A 15,584-nucleotide genomic window follows, 5' to 3' on the forward strand; every position below is an offset into this window, starting at 1 on the left:
CCCACTTAAGCTCTAGGTGAAATAACATATTGTTGTGTTGTTGGTTTTAATAAGGCATCAAAAACGACTGGCTCATATAAAGGATGTATATTGAGATAGGCCTGAATACTGAGACAGAGTGCCCCCATATTGTGCCCTTCCATCAGCATTTCGACTTTAATTTGCTTCAGCCTAGGCTCGTGCGCTGTAATCGACTGTTCAATGGATTGACATATTTTGTCCCGGTCCATCGGGTTTGCAGTCGACAAACCGACAAAATCAATGATTCCAAATTGTAAAATTGACCGCTTAGCCAATGGAAAATCGTCTATATCAACACTGACCTTTGCGACACGGCTATTGAGCAAATCCTCCAAATCTAAGGCAACAGACTCGCGCAATTCCTGTAATGATAAGCCTTGATAGTGCTGCTGTTCATTGGGCAGCATCCGGTCAAAAAGCGTTGTTTTAAAGCCATAAGGGTAAATCTGATCTAAGTTCATTTTTGTTCTTATTCATATCAGCCATAGACATAGAGGCCAATATCACATTAACCTCTATATTTATTTTATTATTAAATTATGCTGCGTAAGATGCTGTATTATTTGATAAAGACCATTTTTTAGTTACAGCGCCTTTTTGCGTACCGTTAATATCTTGCTGATTATACGTCCACTCTACAGCAGCATATTTCAAGCCAAACGCTTCATGCGGAACACCTTCTTCATTTACATTCGGTGTAACGCTTGAAACTAAAACATGTTTCAGTTTGATTTGAAGATATTTAATGCGTTTATCGCCATTTGCGCGGTAAAAATCAATTTGCACTTCATCAAATGTATAGCCAGCAGAACATGCTTCCCAAAGTTTTGGACTAGTTGCATCCAGATCTTTGATAAAAATCATGTCAGAATGTTCTACGCGTTCAGCAGTATGCCCGCCCACACTTGATGATGTCGCCGATTTCGGCTGACGGATATTGTGCGACCATGAATTTACTTCCAGCCAGCTTTTATGCTCTGAATCGCGTGATTCACCATCGACTTTGTATTTCCCGCGGAATTGTACGTATATATCTTTCATTTTTATAATTTTCCTAATTTTAATCTAACGTTATTATTATGTTGCCTCAAATTAATTTGAGGGCTGAGGAAGCTCAGTAACAAGTCTCAAAGATACTGATAACTCATCCAACTGAAAATGCGGCCTCAAAAAGACCACAGATTTGTAGTGTCCAGGCTGTGCTGGATTTTCTACAACTTTTACAGAAGCTTCACGCAGCGGATATTGTGCTTTCGCTTCTTGTGAAGCGCCATCATCCAGCAATACATATTGAGATAGCCAGTCATTTAAAAAGGCTTCAACATTGCCTGCAGATGCAAAGCTGCCGACTTTATCGCGCATCATGGCTTTTAAATAGTGCGCAATGCGTGAAACTGCCATAATATATTGGATCTGGCTGGACAATGCCGAGTTTGCATTTGCAGTATCGTTATCATATTTTTTCGGTTTTTGAGCCGATTGCGCCCCAAAAAATGCAGCATAATCTGTATTTTTACAATGCACAAGCGGTACAAAACCTAAGTCACTCAACTCTTTTTCACGACGATCTGTGATTGCAATCTCAGTCGGACATTTAAAAACCACTTCACCATCGTTGGTTTTAAACGTATGCACTGGCAAACCTTCAACTAAGCCGCCGCCTTCAACACCGCGAATTGCAGCGCACCAGCCATGCATATCAAAAGCATTGGTCAATCGAGTTGAAAAGGCATAAGCTGCATTCATCCACAAATATTCATTGTGGTTTTCGCCCGAAACTTCTTCAAGAAAATTAAAACCTTCCGTTGCCGTTCCTTCCATCGGGTGATAAGGCAGACGGCCAAGCACGCGCGGCATCGTTAAAGCTACATAACGCGCATCATCACTTTCACGGAACGAACGCCACTGTACGTATTCTGCAGTCTCGAAAATTTTTGAAACATCGCGTGGACGGTCAATATCTGTAAATGACTCCAAACCAAACATTTCAGGGTTCGCCGCAGAGATGAACGGTGCATGCGCAGCCGCAGCTACGTGTGATATCTGCTCAAGCAGATACATATCTGATGGTGTGCGGTCAAATTCAAAATCGCCAATCAACGTTGCATAAGGCGCTCCGCCAAATGACCCATATTCTTCTTCATAGATTTTTTTAAATAAAGTACTTTGATCAAAATCAGCTGCGCTTTGAAAATCTTTAATCAGTTCCTTCTTTGTCGTATTTAGCATACGAATTTTGATTAAAGCGTGAGCAGGTGTTTCTTGGCAAAAATAATATAATCCGCGCCATGTCGATTCCACTCTTTGAAAATCAGAGTGATGCATGATTTTGCTGAGTTGGGCAGAAATTAGAGCATCAATTTCTGCAATACGCTTATCTATGGATAAAGTCATATTTTCAGAAACAATAATTGTGCCTGCCATCACTTCTTTTGCCAGTTCGCCAATCAAACTTTTGGCACGGTCATGCTCGTCTTCACTGCGTGCAATTCGGCTTTGTTCGACAATAGAATCCAATAAGCTATATTCTTCTTTTAATGCCAGATTTGATGCTGCAGCTGTTGAATTATTCATTTTCCGCCTCTAAGCTTAATTTACGCACTTGATCTGTATTTTGTAAAACATCATCCAGCAAGTCTTCTAAACGTTCATTATTTGAAATTTTATTGCGTAAATCAGTTAGCCGTTCACGTGCAGCCAGCAGCTTTTTCAGCGGATCGACCTGCTGTACAATTTGTTCTGGACGGAAATCATCCATTGCTTTAAAAGTCAGATCTACAGACATAAAACCGCCTTCTGCAGTCAATGTATTTTCGACCTGAAAATTTGCGCGCGGTGCTAAAGACTCCATCACTTCATCTATATTGTCCAAATCAACATTAATGAATTTCTTGTCTTTTAATTTTGTTTTTTCCATTTCAGATGCTGCTGAAAAATCCCCCAGCACACCCACAACAAAAGGCAGTTCTTTCACTTCACGCCCATCGCCCACTTCTACGTCATAAGTGAGCTGCACACGCGGCGGCCTAATGCGCTGCAATTTTTTTTGCGCGCTTTCACGTTTTGCCATTTTTGTTTTCCTTTTTATTTTTTATTAAATGCATCGAATGGTGATGCGCTAGACGCTGCCGAAGCTTTAAGTATTTGCTCCTTCGCTGGCGCTGCTGTGCTACTAGTTTTTAAAAGCTTCGAAGCAGAAATTTTTCCCGTCTCAGCTTTCTTTTTATTAGAGCTGCCCTTACTGCTGCTTACTGAAGTTTTTTTAGCAGACTTCTTCTTTGATGTAGGCTCAGAATACGCTTTGTCTTTTTGGCTTAATATTACAGGCTGTGCATAACGGATCGTTTCAGCTAATTCTTTGGCTGGCTGATAGTTATTTTCTGAAATAGAACGCAGTTCCACAGTACGCATATGATTTAGTGCATTTTGAGAAATAGAAGTCCCCGCAAGAAACTCTATATCCGTCATTTTAGGCGTATTAATATTTAAACTGCGTAATTGATTCAGCGCTTGCAGTGCTTTTAAATTATTGCCATTTTCTTGATAATTCTGCGCGATCGAAATTTTAAAATCGGTAAGCTGTTCTAAATTTTGTTTATTTTTTTTATCACATAATTGCGTATATAGATCAATTAATTCAGCACTAGTATCTCCTGCCGCCAAGGGATTTGCTTTTATACAGGATTTACTGATTTCTGCTGATGCATCAGTCTTCGCATAACTGGCTTGCATAACAAAAATAATAGCAATTAATGGCATAAAACTCATGCCTTTTGGAAAAATAAACATCGAATATTCTCTAAATTTGGTCATTATTTAATGAGGATTTATCACTTATTTTTTGTGATTTTTCCTATTTATAATCATTTTTTGATTTTTAATGTTGCAGATTTAACAAAATATAATCACCTCAAGTCAAGAAAAAACTGATTGAATTGGCAAAAAAATATTAATTTCTGATTTTTTTTTGAAAAAATGAAGATTTAATTTTGTATTTTGAAAAAAATATGTAGAATATGCCGACTTCTTTATCATAAAAACAATATAAAGCATTGTTTTAAAATATAATATTTATTAATTTAAAAATTACACTGAAATAGACTTATTAAAAATAAGCTCATTGCAATTAGAAATATATTGAGATAGCCATGAATAATTTAAAAATTTTAATAACAAAACTATCTGAACAATCACGTATATCGCTTGAAAAATCTGTAAATACTTGCATTTCTAATCAGAACTATGAAATTGAAATAGAACATTTTTTAGTTGAAATTCTGCAACAGAAATCTTTAAATGATTTTCAAGCCTTGCTGAAAAAATACCATATTTCTAAAGAAGATCTGATTCATGATCTGAATGACAGTATTGCTCAACTCCCCAAAGGCAATGTCCGCACACCTATTTTTGCAAATTCCATTGTCCGCTTACTGGAGCAAGCTTGGCTTCTAGCCTCCGCCCAACAGAATCCAATTATACGCAGTGGGCACTTGATTACTGCTTTGTTAACAGCCCAAGACCTTTATCAAATTGCTGCACGTGCATCATCAATATTTGATTTATTTCCTATTGATACGATGAAGCATAAATTTATCGACCTTTGTCAAAACAGTTCTGAAAACGTCACAAAATATGATGGCAAAGCTGCCAGTTTTGAAAAGTTTTCAAGCGAAAATACAGTTCATAAAACACCAGCGCTTGATTTATATACTATCAATCTTACTGAGAAAGCCCGTAAAGGTGCTATTGATCCGGTGATTGGACGCGAATTTGAAATCCGTCAAATGCTGAACATTTTAATGCGCCGCCGTCAAAACAATCCTATTTTAACGGGTGAACCTGGCGTTGGAAAAACAGCTGTAGTTGAAGGCTTAGCCTTGAAAATAGTACAAAATCAGGTGCCCGATGCACTAAAAAATGTCCAGCTGCATACCTTAGATATGGGACTGCTGCAAGCTGGAGCAAGCGTCAAAGGTGAATTTGAAAATAGACTAAAGCAGATTATTCAAGAGGTGCAATCTTCTACCTACCCCATCATTTTATTTATTGATGAAGCACACACACTTATTGGGGCCGGCGGACAAGCTGGACAGAATGACGCTGCAAATTTACTGAAACCCGCATTGGCACGCGGTGAATTACGCACAATTGCAGCAACAACATGGGCTGAATACAAACAATATTTTGAAAAAGATGCAGCTTTAAGCCGCCGTTTTCAGGTAGTCCAAGTTCAGGAACCGACTGAAGAAGTAACGATTGATATGCTGCGCGCTATGATTCCTGTGATGTCAGAACACTTTAAACTGCAAATTGATGACGAAGCAATTATTACAGCTGTACATGCATCACATCGCTACATTACTGGCCGTCAGCTTCCAGATAAGGCAATTAGTGTTCTCGATACGGCAGCGGCACGTGTTGCATTGACTCAAAATTCCAATCCTGTACAGCTGGATCAGCTGAATGCCCAGCTGCATAATCTAAAGCTACAATATGACATTTTATTGCAAGAAAACCAGTCGATGCCTATTCATCATCAACGTTTGACCGAATTGGAAACATCCATTTCAATTTTAAAAGATGATATTAGGCAGCTTAATCTGCAATGGGAAAATGAATTAGATATAGTTCGCCAAATTCAGCTTTTAAAACAGCAATCAATTGAAAACCAAAATAATAAGATTCAAAACTTAAGACAGCAACTCGCGATTGTACAAAATCATACCCCTTTGGTTTTTGAACGTGTAAATGCACAGATTATCCATGAAATTATTTCCGACTGGACTGGTATCCCAACGGGGAAAATGCTTCATGATGAAATTCATCAGGTGCTTGGCTTAGAACAAAAACTGGGGCAACGCATTTTTGGACAAGATTATGCGCTGCATCAATTGGTCCAAGGTATAAAAACTGCAAAAGCAAAATTAGAAGATCCTAACAAACCGCAAGGTGTTTTCTTGCTTGTCGGACCAAGCGGCGTAGGCAAAACCGAAACTGCATTAGCCCTTGCGAATGAACTGTATGGCGGCGAATCGCATCTCATCACGATCAACATGTCTGAATATCAAGAAGCGCATACTGTTTCATCCTTAAAAGGGGCGCCTCCTGGTTATGTTGGCTATGGACAAGGCGGAGTATTAACTGAGGCAGTGCGCCGAAATCCCTATAGTGTTGTGCTTTTAGATGAAATTGAGAAAGCCCATAGTGATGTTCATGAACTGTTTTACCAAGTTTTTGATAAAGGTATGCTTGAAGATGGTGAAGGACGCTTAATCGATTTTAAAAACACCACTATTCTTCTCACCTCAAATACTGGCTCTGGCGCCATTATGCAGGCTTGCCTTAATCATGCTGTTGAAGCATGGCCATCTGCCGAAGAACTGGTTAAACAATTAAAACCGAGTTTATACAAACAATTTAAAGCTGCCTTTTTAGGCCGTATGCGGATTGTCCCTTATGTGCCATTGCATGACGATTTGCTGCTACAAATTATTCAGCAAAAATTAGAAAAAATTTCTGCACGAATCGAAAATCAATATCAAACTAAAGTGATTTATCAGAATAACTTAATCGATCTTCTTTTAAATCGATGTACGGAAATAGACAGCGGCGCCCGTAATATCGACAACATTTTAAATGCATCTATTTTGCCTGCTCTCGCAACTGAAATTTTAACGGCAATGAGCGAGCAAAAGTTGCCAAAGGTTATTGAAATTGCGGTTCAAGATGATGTCATTCTTTATGTTTGCGATCCTGAATCTCCAATAGCTAAAAAAACGAAAAAGAAAAACCAAAAAAAATTAGAAGCATAAAATTAAATAAAGGCATCCTATGAGTTTAGAACTCGATTTTCTATTACAGCCTATTTCCGCAGAAACGCCTTGCGGTACAGACTGTTCGTTTTCAAATGAGTTTCATGCAATCAAAAAAGCAAAAACTCAAGATGATCCAGCACTTGCACAAGGTGATTGGGTATTGGAACCTAAACAGGCTGATTGGGCTTTTATCCATACAAAATCAATCACACTGCTGACAGAAAAAACCAAAGATATTCGAATTTTTAGTTGGCTTCTGGAGTCATGGACGCATTTGCATGGCTTTGAAGGAGTTTCCAAGGCACTTGAGCTGCTTCAACGCAGTTTGGCAGACTACTGGATGCAATTGCATCCACAAATAGAAGAAGATGATTTAGATCAACGTATTGGATTGCTTCAAGGCTATATTCACTTGCTGCCTAATTTATTAAAAAGCATTCCGATTGTCAGCATGCAGCATGCTTTTACACTGACTCATTATGAGAGCATGCTTCATCAGCAAAATCTTAAACTGAAAAGTGGTACTGAGTCTGAAGAGTCTTATGCCACTCCATTTGCATATGACCTTGAGCAGTTTGAACAGGCATTATTCAATACCTCTAAATCGATTCAATATCAAAATTACCAGAAATTTTGTGATGCTTTAAATCAGTGGCAATTATTAAAAAATATTTTAGACAGTCTCATGGGACTAGATGCACCGAGTTTTGCATCCATAGATTCACAATTAGAAACCATTCACCTCTCATTGAAAAAAATTTATAAGGCCGATGCATTTACGAACTCGGCCTCTATGCTCTCAGCAACATCTGAAGAACACTCACCTCAGCCTCATGAACTGCTGGTCACGCCTTCTCTTCCGTCGATATATAATCAGCAGCCTTTCCAGCCCCAGCCGCAAAATCATTTGGAAAACCGGGAACAAGCTATGCGCCTGATGCAGGAGGTTTCTGATTATTTTCAAATCAATGAACCACATAGTCCGGTGAGCTACATGCTGCAGAAAACGATCAAATGGAGCCAAATGCCGCTGCATGAATGGTTGACAGAAGTGTTGAAAAACGAACGCCCTATTGAAAATATGCAAGAGCTTTTAGGCGTTCAGTCGCGTGCCCATGGATCAAATAATGAAACAAATAGTGATTGGTAATAGAAATGTTTAGAGCAGAAAAAATTTTATGGGGCGAAGGCCTGTTTTTGCGTCCACAGCATTTTCAACTTCAGGATGCCTATCATGAACAGCGCTTAAATCAAACAGTAAGAGCGACTATTCCTTTCGCTTATGGATTCCAGTCTTTTAAATTTGATGAAGCCCAACTCAGCAATAATATTTTAGCTTTGAGTAAAGTTGAAATGATTTGGCAGGATGGCGATATTTATCAAGCCCCTGCTCTCGATCTTTTGCCAGAACCTATTTTGCTTGACGCACTGCATTTAAAAGGTGAGATGGATATTTTCCTCGCCCTGCCTATTTTGCAGCCAAACAAAAAGAATGTCAGCTTTGATAAGCAGCAAAGTCAAACTGGCCGCTTTCACACACATTTAATGGAAACCCATGATTTATTTACTGATGCCAGCAGTGCTGAAATCACACTATTGCGGCGCCGTGCTGAATTTAAGCTTTTAGAACGTGATTATGAACCGTCTCAACTCGATGGCTTTATCTATATGCCTTTAGGCCGAATTAAACGGCAAAGTTCAGGTCACTTTGTATTGGATGAAAACTTTATTCCCCCCATTCTACATATTGATTCCAGTGAAACGTTAATTTCGAATTTAAAACGTACTTTAAATGTTATTAAAGCTAAAATTAAAGCGATACAAGCCAATAATCGGGAAAATGAACAAAAACTGATTGAATTCCGCTCTGGAGATATTGTCTCTTTCTGGCTGGTTAATGCGCTAAATACCGCGCATGCAGGGCTCAATCATTTATTGCAATACCCGCACATTCATCCTGAACGGCTATTTTTTGAATTGCTGCGATTAAGCGGGTCTTTGCTGACCTTTTCAACAGCTTATGACGTAGATCATTTGCCGCAGTATCAGCATCATAATTTAGAAGAAAGTTTCAGTAGCTTAGACAAAATTTTACGTGATCTGCTGGATACCATTATTTCAAATCGATACATCAGTATTTCCTTAAAAGAATCACGCCCATCCTATTGGATTGGTAGTTTAGAGTCAGATAAAATCAGCCGAGATACCCGCTTATACTTAGCTGTTTCCAGCGGTGTTATGCCTGCACATGACCTGATTTCCTATGTGCCTTTACGCTTTAAAACGGGAAATACCATCGATGTTGAGCAGCGGGTCGTTGCGGCGCTGCCAGCAATTCCGCTGCAGCATTTAATCCAAGTGCCTACCGCTATTCCTGTGCGCTCAGGCGTGAGCTATTTTGAAATTGAACCGAATAATGAACTGTATCAGCGCATGCTGGATTCAGAGACGATCTGCGTCTATATCCCCAGCGGGTTCCAAGATATTTCTATCGAGCTCATTGCAGTAATAAATGGATGATTTGCCATGAATATGCACCAGAATGCCCCATCTCTGTTTGATGATGGACAAATTGGTTTTGGCATGATGCCAACAGCCGCTGAAGCGAAAATTGCAGCTACTGCAAATATGGTCGACTTAATGCACGATGGATTTTATATTGTTTTTTTACTTAAAAATCAGTATGTCCCATCTGATACAGAGACTTTCCGAGAAAAGATTTTAAATCTGCTCACCCATTTTGAAACGCAGGCGCGGAAATTGCAATTTCATCAAGATGATATTCAGGATGCTAAATATGCCTATTGCGCACTGCTTGATGAAACGATTATCACACAGCAAGATGAGCGTTTTTTTGAACTGCAGAATAATTGGATGATGTGCCCTTTGCAATTGAGTTTATTCGGTTCACAGCTTGCCGGTTATCGTTTCTTTGAAAAGATGGATGAAATTCGCGGCAAAGCGAAAGACCGTCTGCCGGCATTGGAAGTTTATCATTATTGCATGCTCTTAGGATTTCATGGCAAATATCGTCTTGAATCCATTGAAAATTTAAATCTGCTGGCATCAAGAGTAGGTGATGAAATTGATTATTTAAAGGGTAAAAAAGCGGCTTTTTCTCCTTTTTCAGCCTTGCCTGATCAAATTAAACATATTATTCACCGTGAATTGCCATTTTTCTGGATCTTCATTTTTTGGCTGGTATTTTCAATCACGGCCTTTACTGCATTGCATTTCATGCTTTCACAGCAAACCGATGCATCTTTTGCAACGTTCCAGAATGTGATTACTGCTCCGTCTGAACAAGCGTATATCATCATTCATTTACCTTAAGTACAATTTATAAAATTACATTGAACTATGGCAAACCATAAACAAAATAACGTACGTATATTGCAATCAACCCAAAAGAAAAACCTTCATCCCGCTGTGTATGCTGTTTGGGGCTTTTTTTCCGGCGCTGCTTTTATTAGCGCTGCCGTTTTGCTGTATATAAATTTAAATCATCAAACTGTATCGACTACAGCGCTGCAGCAGGATTTTAATTCAGATGAAACTGTTGCTTTAACTCACTCTCAAACTGCTTCATCAAATCAAATAATCCCCCCGCCGGCACTTGTAACGCCGCAAGCGGCAAACACCGAAGAATTTACATCAACTTCTGCTCAGCAATTTGACGGAGATTTGCTTAATGCTTTTAAACATGAAAAAGTTGAAAAGCCAAATGCGCAGCAGCTTGCGCCGTTTGAAAGTATCCAGCCCCAAATAAGGCCAGCCGCCGCAGTACAGAGCGAACCTGCTGCCGAAAAAAAGAAAATTACCGCCTCAGATGAGGCGATAGAAAATCTGCTAAAACAGAATGCTGCAAAAAACACCTCAGCCCTTCAAGCCGCAGTCATCGAACCAGAAATTCCTAGCCCGCGTGGATCAGTACAAGTAACCGTCACTAAAAGACTCCAAGCCATGAAAGATCCTACCGCAGCGCCATGATCAGCTTCTTAGCTTGCAGTTTTATATTGCTGACTTTCAGCATGGCCTTACTGATCTCGTATGAATTTAGAGAAAAGCTAAGACTATATTTCCACGATGGAATTTCGCAGTTTAAAAGCAAATTATTTTCTGCAAAGCAATTTGCGCATCAAATGAATGAGGCTGCATCTCCTGACCAAATTCAATCACATTGGCATTTGCAGCAATGGTGGATTTTAATTGCGGGCTTTTTTTTATTCAGCAGTATTTTACTGTATGCATTTACCCGGCCCATTACTGCTTCCAGTATAGAAGCTGACTATTTAAAAAAAACTGATCCGCAAATTTATGCCATGCTGGAAGGCCAAATATTGGATGTTCCGCAAGAGCTGGATGAATCTCTAGTTCAAGAAGCAGTCAATGATGCAATTGCTTTAGAAAATAATACAGCCTCTATTGCAGCGGCTCACATTTCCCCTGTATTGCATATCAATACCGATGATGAAGATTTGGTCGAACATCAGCATAGTGATATTGCTTCTGCTGATCGAAAATGGAATAAAATTAACCCGCGATATAAGCAGCGATTGCTTATGGTGTTCAAAATCATGCGCGAACAGCATGGCTATGAAATGGTGCTTTTAGAAGGTTATCGCAGCCCTGACCGCCAAAACACGCTGGCGCAAAATGTGAATACGACTCGGGCTCGCGGTTATCAAAGTTATCATCAATTTGGTCTAGCAGCTGATGTTGCATTTAAACGAAATGACAAAGTCGTGATTTCAGAGCGTGATCCGTGGGCAATGCGAGGTTATGAACTCTATGGACAAACGGCCGAAACGGTGGGCCTCACTTGGGGCGGCCGCTGGAAATCTCTTCAGGATTATGGTCATACGGAATACCGTATGCCAGGTTTAAAGAAAACGCGTGAAATGGCTGAACAGCTCACCTCAGAAGGTCAGCTGCAAGCCCGTCAAATGTCTATAAAAGCAGCTGCTCATATGCCGTAAATAGATATCTCAAATCATCTTATTAAATTTTAGGCTGAAAAATATTGCTGCAGCAGCTCAAGAACTTCAGCCCTTTTTTCGGCATGCAGCCAATGGCCAGCGCCTTCTACAGCTTTAAGCTCGGCATCTGGAAATTGACGAGTAATCGCATCTAAATACTCAGGCTTAGCAAGATATGGGGAGGCAGTGCCGCGTAAAAATAAAGCCGCTTGAGGGCTTGCTGGCTGTTCTGCCCAGCCTAAAATATCTGGATAATGTGCATTTAATGCATGAACATTAAACAGCCATTTTCCTTTTGAAAAGGATTTCAGCAAAAACTGTATCACCATCTCTTCGGAGACATATTGCTTCATTATATCAATAGCTTGCTGGCGTGTTTCGATTTGAGCCTGATCTACAGCCAGCAATGCTTTAAAGATTTGATCATGATGGTTCTGCTGATATGCCACTGGCGCCATATCGAGAATAGCCAATTGCTCTATACGCTCAGGCGCTAAGCCCGCCATGCGCATAGCAATTTTCCCGCCCATGGAATGCCCTGCTAAACTCACTTTTTCAAGACCAATTTCATTCAATGTATCAAGTACATCCTGCGCCATTAAGTCATAATTCATATCATTAGAATGTGCTGATTTTCCATGATTTCGCACGTCAAACTGTATAACTGTATGCGTTTGCATAAACGCCCGCGCCAGCATGCCTAAATTGCTTAAACTTCCAAATAAACCGTGAATAAATACAATAGGCGTTTGCTGTGAAGTAGAATTCCGATGCAGTTCATAATTTAGGATCATGCTGAATTTATGGTGACTTATTTAGATAATTTATGATGATTGTTCAATGAAATTTAATCAATTGTTTTTCGTGTTTAATCTATAAATTTGCTTAGGCTATTTTGGTTCGTCTTTTAGGATTTCATCCTTGTTTCACCACGCACCTCTTTTTCGAGGATAAATCTCGATGCAAACTAAACTTAAAAATAATTCAGCGGCAATTTTAAATATCGCTGGCCATTGGACTCTGGTTCTGGCATCCGTCCGGCATTCATATTAATTTGAATCGCTGGCAAGATCAGTTTTGGCATGCTCAAGGACGCATCACGGCGTGTTCGCATTTCAACAAATTCGGCTTTAGTCACGCCTTGGTGAATATGCACATTCCCCTGCTTTTGCTCCTGTATAGTTGTCTCACATTGATACCGATCACGATTTTCTGGCAAATAATCGTGACACAAAAAAACCCGCATGTGCTCTGGCAAGTGAAATAATTGCTGTACAGAATCAAATAACATAGATGCACTGCCCTTAGGAAAATCACAGCGTGCTGTTCCATAATCAGGCATAAATAAGGTATCACCCACAAATACGGCGTCTTCAACAACATAACTCAAACATGCAGGTGTATGCCCTGGCGTTGGAATGCAATATGCGTTTAAGTCACCAATTTTAAAAGATTCATGATCTTGAAATAGATAATCAAAAACTTGATGGGCATTAAAATACTTCACATCAAAATTATAAATAGCGCTAAAAACCTGCTGCACTTGCTTAATATGATGCCCAATTGCAATTTTCCCGCCAGTTTTCTCTTTGATGTACTGAGCTGCTGTTAAATGATCGGCATGAACATGGGTTTCTAAAATCCATTCTACGCTTAGGCTATTTTGCTGAATGAATGCTAATATACAATCTACATGTGCTGTAGAAATTGATGCAGATGCTGCGTCATAATCTAAAACACTGTCAATTACGGCGCATTTCTGTGTTTTGGGATCTGTCACGACATAACTGAATGTGTTGCTATTTTCATCAAAAAATTCTTGTACCCAAGCTGTTAGCATCACTTTCCTCCTTCTGACCACATGCGATGCAGCCAAACACCAGCGAACATGGCTGCAATAAAATACAGCGCTTGATAATGGCCCAAGCCAATTAAAGTAAAACTCGGCGCTGGACAAATACCCGCCATGCCCCAACCGATGCCAAATATACAGCTTCCCGCAATTAATTTTCGGTCTAAAACTGTATTTTTCGGCAACTCAATTGGCTCACCATACGCTGTTTTAAATTCAGGATGTTTCACTGCGCGCTGAAACGGAATAAACGCTACTGCGATTGCCCCTGCCATAACAAAGGCTAAGCTCGGATCCCATGCACCTGCAATATCTAAAAAATTCAATACTTTTTCTGGATTTGACATGCCAGAAACCATGAGCCCAACTGAAAAAAGACCGCCGAAAACAAAGGCAAAGAAATTTTTCATAGCACGCCCCCTAAAATATGACGCATAACGAAAACAGTAATCATACCAGCTCCCATAAATATAGCGGTTGCTACGAATGAGCGTTTTGAAAGCCGACTAATACCGCATATCCCATGACCGCTGGTACATCCTGAACCAAGCCGTGTTCCAAAACCAACCAGCACGCCAGCAATGGCCATCATCCATGGACTCGCTTGAATCGTGATCTCGGGCTGTATGAATAATCCATAAAGGAAAGGAACGCAGATTAAGCCCAGTAAAAACCAAAATGCTGGCCGTTTCAGCAATTGATTCCCATCAAAGAGCTGACCGATTAAACCGCTGATTCCTGCAATTTTTCCATGCACATACAGATATCCTACAGCAGAAGCGCCTAGCATTGCGCCGCCAATAAATGCCATTGCGAAATCATTCACAGCCCATACTCATTAAAACAATATATATTTTTATAATATGTTATTGGGTTTTTATTTCAAGCTTTTTTAGATCTAATCTTTATTTTTATTCTTCATACACTCTTTTTCATTAGAGATATTCTAGATGTACTTAAGATAGCTTGATCATATAAATGAAGCATTGTTAAAGAGTAAAATCAAAGCTTAAATAAGCATCACTTTTTAAATTATTGTTTATGTGAAGTTAATAGTTTTAAAAAACCTTTGAATATATCCCCGAGGATTTTTTAACTCTGAGCTTTTTTATTAAGATAATTTTAAATATCATTTCGGTGCGAAGAATACTGCATCAGCATGATTATTCTTCAAAATCTTTTAAGACTTTTTCCGCAAACCATTTTGGAAGCACCTTCAAACTTTGGTTCATTTTTAAAATTTCAGCCGATTCAATCTCTGCAATAAATGACGCAATTTGCCCATCAGCAGAATTATCAAAAATATAAGTTCTGTCAGCCGCTTCTATGGCCTGCATCAGCAAATCCATGCTGCGCTGATAGCGTTCTATAATTTTTTGCTCAGGCACGCCATGACCGCCAGTCTGTACACGGTACTTCACCCGTGCAATATTAATCATCGGATCTACGGTAGATACATAATACAAATACGTTCGGTAGCCTTTGCGTTTGGCTTCCTGTAAAAATTCGACTTTAGAGATGTGCGACATGACCGTTTCAAAAGTAAAGCTGATCTTTAAATCCAAAAATGTCAGCCGGATATAATCTATAATTCTGGCGCATAAATACGAGTCTATTTCACTGGCATCAAATAAGATTTTTGAATGATCCAGCAGAATCGGCTCTTTGGCGAGTAAAGCGGTATACTCACCTGCTTTCGGACGTTTTTTCTTCTTGAGAAAGTCAATGAGATCCTGCGCTTGCAAGGCAGAATGGTAATGATTTAAATCAACAGTATGGGTTTGATTGAGCTGCTGCTCCAGTTCATCTGCATTTAAATAAGCCCCAATATGATGGGGCAAGAGATATTCTTTAACAGTGCTTTTTCCGGAACCATTTGGACCCGCAAACATCCTGATGCGAGGCTGTCGAGGCATG

Annotated in this window: 16 protein-coding genes; 6 read left to right on the forward strand and 10 right to left on the reverse strand. The window is 39.6% G+C overall.

The annotated features are described in order from the left end of the window. Positions 1-5 precede the first annotated feature (5 nt). From tssE to B9T34_RS03625, 5 genes are all read right to left on the reverse strand, one after another. Positions 6-482 carry a type VI secretion system baseplate subunit TssE gene (gene tssE / locus B9T34_RS03605; protein WP_086211807.1) on the reverse strand — a complete coding sequence of 159 codons (477 nt, stop codon included), beginning with the start codon at positions 480-482 and terminating at the stop codon, positions 6-8. Between the two features lie 76 nt (positions 483-558). Then, the gene (locus tag B9T34_RS03610) at positions 559-1,062 is read right to left on the reverse strand and encodes an Hcp family type VI secretion system effector (protein ID WP_086211808.1); all 504 of its coding nucleotides are present in this window, start codon (positions 1,060-1,062) and stop codon (positions 559-561) included. Positions 1,063-1,113: 51 nt separating this feature from the next. Further along, positions 1,114-2,595: a type VI secretion system contractile sheath large subunit gene (gene tssC / locus B9T34_RS03615; RefSeq protein ID WP_086211809.1), complete on the reverse strand. Its 1,482-nt coding sequence runs from the start codon at positions 2,593-2,595 to the stop codon at positions 1,114-1,116. Then, positions 2,588-3,091 carry a type VI secretion system contractile sheath small subunit gene (gene tssB / locus B9T34_RS03620; RefSeq protein WP_086211810.1) on the reverse strand — a complete coding sequence of 168 codons (504 nt, stop codon included), beginning with the start codon at positions 3,089-3,091 and terminating at the stop codon, positions 2,588-2,590. The genes tssC and tssB overlap by 8 nt, the downstream gene beginning before the upstream one ends. Before the next feature lie 14 nt (positions 3,092-3,105). After that, on the reverse strand, positions 3,106-3,810 hold the full coding sequence (locus tag B9T34_RS03625) for a hypothetical protein (protein WP_086211811.1): 705 nt from the start codon (positions 3,808-3,810) through the stop codon (positions 3,106-3,108). 359 nt (positions 3,811-4,169) lie between these two features. Between B9T34_RS03625 and tssH the strand changes: the two genes are divergently transcribed. The 6 genes from tssH to B9T34_RS03655 are packed head-to-tail and all read left to right on the forward strand — an operon-like array spanning position 4,170 to position 11,815. Beyond that, positions 4,170-6,833 carry a type VI secretion system ATPase TssH gene (tssH, locus tag B9T34_RS03630; RefSeq protein ID WP_086211812.1) on the forward strand — a complete coding sequence of 888 codons (2,664 nt, stop codon included), beginning with the start codon at positions 4,170-4,172 and terminating at the stop codon, positions 6,831-6,833. A gap of 19 nt (positions 6,834-6,852) precedes the next feature. After that, on the forward strand, positions 6,853-7,986 hold the full coding sequence (tssA, locus tag B9T34_RS03635) for a type VI secretion system protein TssA (RefSeq protein WP_086211813.1): 1,134 nt from the start codon (positions 6,853-6,855) through the stop codon (positions 7,984-7,986). A gap of 5 nt (positions 7,987-7,991) precedes the next feature. After that, positions 7,992-9,356 (forward strand): type VI secretion system baseplate subunit TssK, encoded by a 1,365-nt coding sequence (tssK, locus tag B9T34_RS03640; protein WP_086211814.1) that lies wholly within the window; start codon positions 7,992-7,994, stop codon positions 9,354-9,356. A 6-nt stretch (positions 9,357-9,362) separates the two neighbouring features. Continuing rightward, positions 9,363-10,169 (forward strand): type IVB secretion system protein IcmH/DotU, encoded by an 807-nt coding sequence (icmH, locus tag B9T34_RS03645; RefSeq protein ID WP_086211815.1) that lies wholly within the window; start codon positions 9,363-9,365, stop codon positions 10,167-10,169. Positions 10,170-10,196: 27 nt separating this feature from the next. Continuing rightward, a complete protein-coding gene (locus B9T34_RS03650; protein ID WP_139841248.1) occupies positions 10,197-10,826 on the forward strand; it encodes a hypothetical protein in 630 nt (209 codons plus the stop codon). Continuing rightward, the gene (locus tag B9T34_RS03655; protein ID WP_086211817.1) at positions 10,823-11,815 is read left to right on the forward strand and encodes a M15 family metallopeptidase; all 993 of its coding nucleotides are present in this window, start codon (positions 10,823-10,825) and stop codon (positions 11,813-11,815) included. Before B9T34_RS03650 ends, B9T34_RS03655 begins: the two co-directional genes overlap by 4 nt. 29 nt (positions 11,816-11,844) lie before the next feature. Here the strand turns inward: B9T34_RS03655 and B9T34_RS03660 are convergent, their stop codons facing one another. The 5 genes from B9T34_RS03660 to B9T34_RS03680 all read right to left on the reverse strand — a co-directional run bounded on the left by B9T34_RS03660 (position 11,845) and on the right by B9T34_RS03680 (position 15,583). Further along, positions 11,845-12,609: an alpha/beta fold hydrolase gene (locus B9T34_RS03660; RefSeq protein ID WP_086211818.1), complete on the reverse strand. Its 765-nt coding sequence runs from the start codon at positions 12,607-12,609 to the stop codon at positions 11,845-11,847. A 179-nt stretch (positions 12,610-12,788) separates the two neighbouring features. Next, positions 12,789-13,655 carry an MBL fold metallo-hydrolase gene (locus B9T34_RS03665; RefSeq protein WP_086211819.1) on the reverse strand — a complete coding sequence of 289 codons (867 nt, stop codon included), beginning with the start codon at positions 13,653-13,655 and terminating at the stop codon, positions 12,789-12,791. Beyond that, positions 13,655-14,077 carry a DUF6691 family protein gene (locus tag B9T34_RS03670; RefSeq protein WP_086211820.1) on the reverse strand — a complete coding sequence of 141 codons (423 nt, stop codon included), beginning with the start codon at positions 14,075-14,077 and terminating at the stop codon, positions 13,655-13,657. The genes B9T34_RS03665 and B9T34_RS03670 overlap by 1 nt, the downstream gene beginning before the upstream one ends. Continuing rightward, positions 14,074-14,493: a YeeE/YedE family protein gene (locus tag B9T34_RS03675; protein WP_086211821.1), complete on the reverse strand. Its 420-nt coding sequence runs from the start codon at positions 14,491-14,493 to the stop codon at positions 14,074-14,076. Before B9T34_RS03675 ends, B9T34_RS03670 begins: the two co-directional genes overlap by 4 nt. Positions 14,494-14,830: 337 nt before the next feature. Next, positions 14,831-15,583 carry a zeta toxin family protein gene (locus tag B9T34_RS03680; RefSeq protein WP_086211822.1) on the reverse strand — a complete coding sequence of 251 codons (753 nt, stop codon included), beginning with the start codon at positions 15,581-15,583 and terminating at the stop codon, positions 14,831-14,833. Position 15,584: the final 1 nt, after the last annotated feature.

Source organism: Acinetobacter sp. ANC 3813 (assembly GCF_002135435.1).
Taxonomy (GTDB): Bacteria; Pseudomonadota; Gammaproteobacteria; order Pseudomonadales; family Moraxellaceae; genus Acinetobacter.

Bases quoted from the DNA above. Each gene is read 5' to 3' on its own strand.
- B9T34_RS03660 (WP_086211818.1), bottom strand. From the start codon at position 12,609: ATGATCCTAAATTATGAACTGCATCGGAATTCTACTTCACAGCAAACG.
- B9T34_RS03680 (WP_086211822.1), bottom strand. From the start codon at position 15,583: ATGCCTCGACAGCCTCGCATCAGGATGTTTGCGGGTCCAAATGGTTCC.
- B9T34_RS03670 (WP_086211820.1), bottom strand. From the start codon at position 14,077: ATGAAAAATTTCTTTGCCTTTGTTTTCGGCGGTCTTTTTTCAGTTGGG.
- icmH (WP_086211815.1), top strand. From the start codon at position 9,363: ATGAATATGCACCAGAATGCCCCATCTCTGTTTGATGATGGACAAATT.
- tssE (WP_086211807.1), bottom strand. From the start codon at position 482: ATGAACTTAGATCAGATTTACCCTTATGGCTTTAAAACAACGCTTTTT.
- B9T34_RS03625 (WP_086211811.1), bottom strand. From the start codon at position 3,810: ATGTTTATTTTTCCAAAAGGCATGAGTTTTATGCCATTAATTGCTATT.
- tssK (WP_086211814.1), top strand. From the start codon at position 7,992: ATGTTTAGAGCAGAAAAAATTTTATGGGGCGAAGGCCTGTTTTTGCGT.
- tssH (WP_086211812.1), top strand. From the start codon at position 4,170: ATGAATAATTTAAAAATTTTAATAACAAAACTATCTGAACAATCACGT.
- B9T34_RS03665 (WP_086211819.1), bottom strand. From the start codon at position 13,655: ATGCTAACAGCTTGGGTACAAGAATTTTTTGATGAAAATAGCAACACA.
- tssB (WP_086211810.1), bottom strand. From the start codon at position 3,091: ATGGCAAAACGTGAAAGCGCGCAAAAAAAATTGCAGCGCATTAGGCCG.
- B9T34_RS03655 (WP_086211817.1), top strand. From the start codon at position 10,823: ATGATCAGCTTCTTAGCTTGCAGTTTTATATTGCTGACTTTCAGCATG.
- B9T34_RS03650 (WP_139841248.1), top strand. From the start codon at position 10,197: ATGGCAAACCATAAACAAAATAACGTACGTATATTGCAATCAACCCAA.
- B9T34_RS03610 (WP_086211808.1), bottom strand. From the start codon at position 1,062: ATGAAAGATATATACGTACAATTCCGCGGGAAATACAAAGTCGATGGT.
- tssA (WP_086211813.1), top strand. From the start codon at position 6,853: ATGAGTTTAGAACTCGATTTTCTATTACAGCCTATTTCCGCAGAAACG.
- tssC (WP_086211809.1), bottom strand. From the start codon at position 2,595: ATGAATAATTCAACAGCTGCAGCATCAAATCTGGCATTAAAAGAAGAA.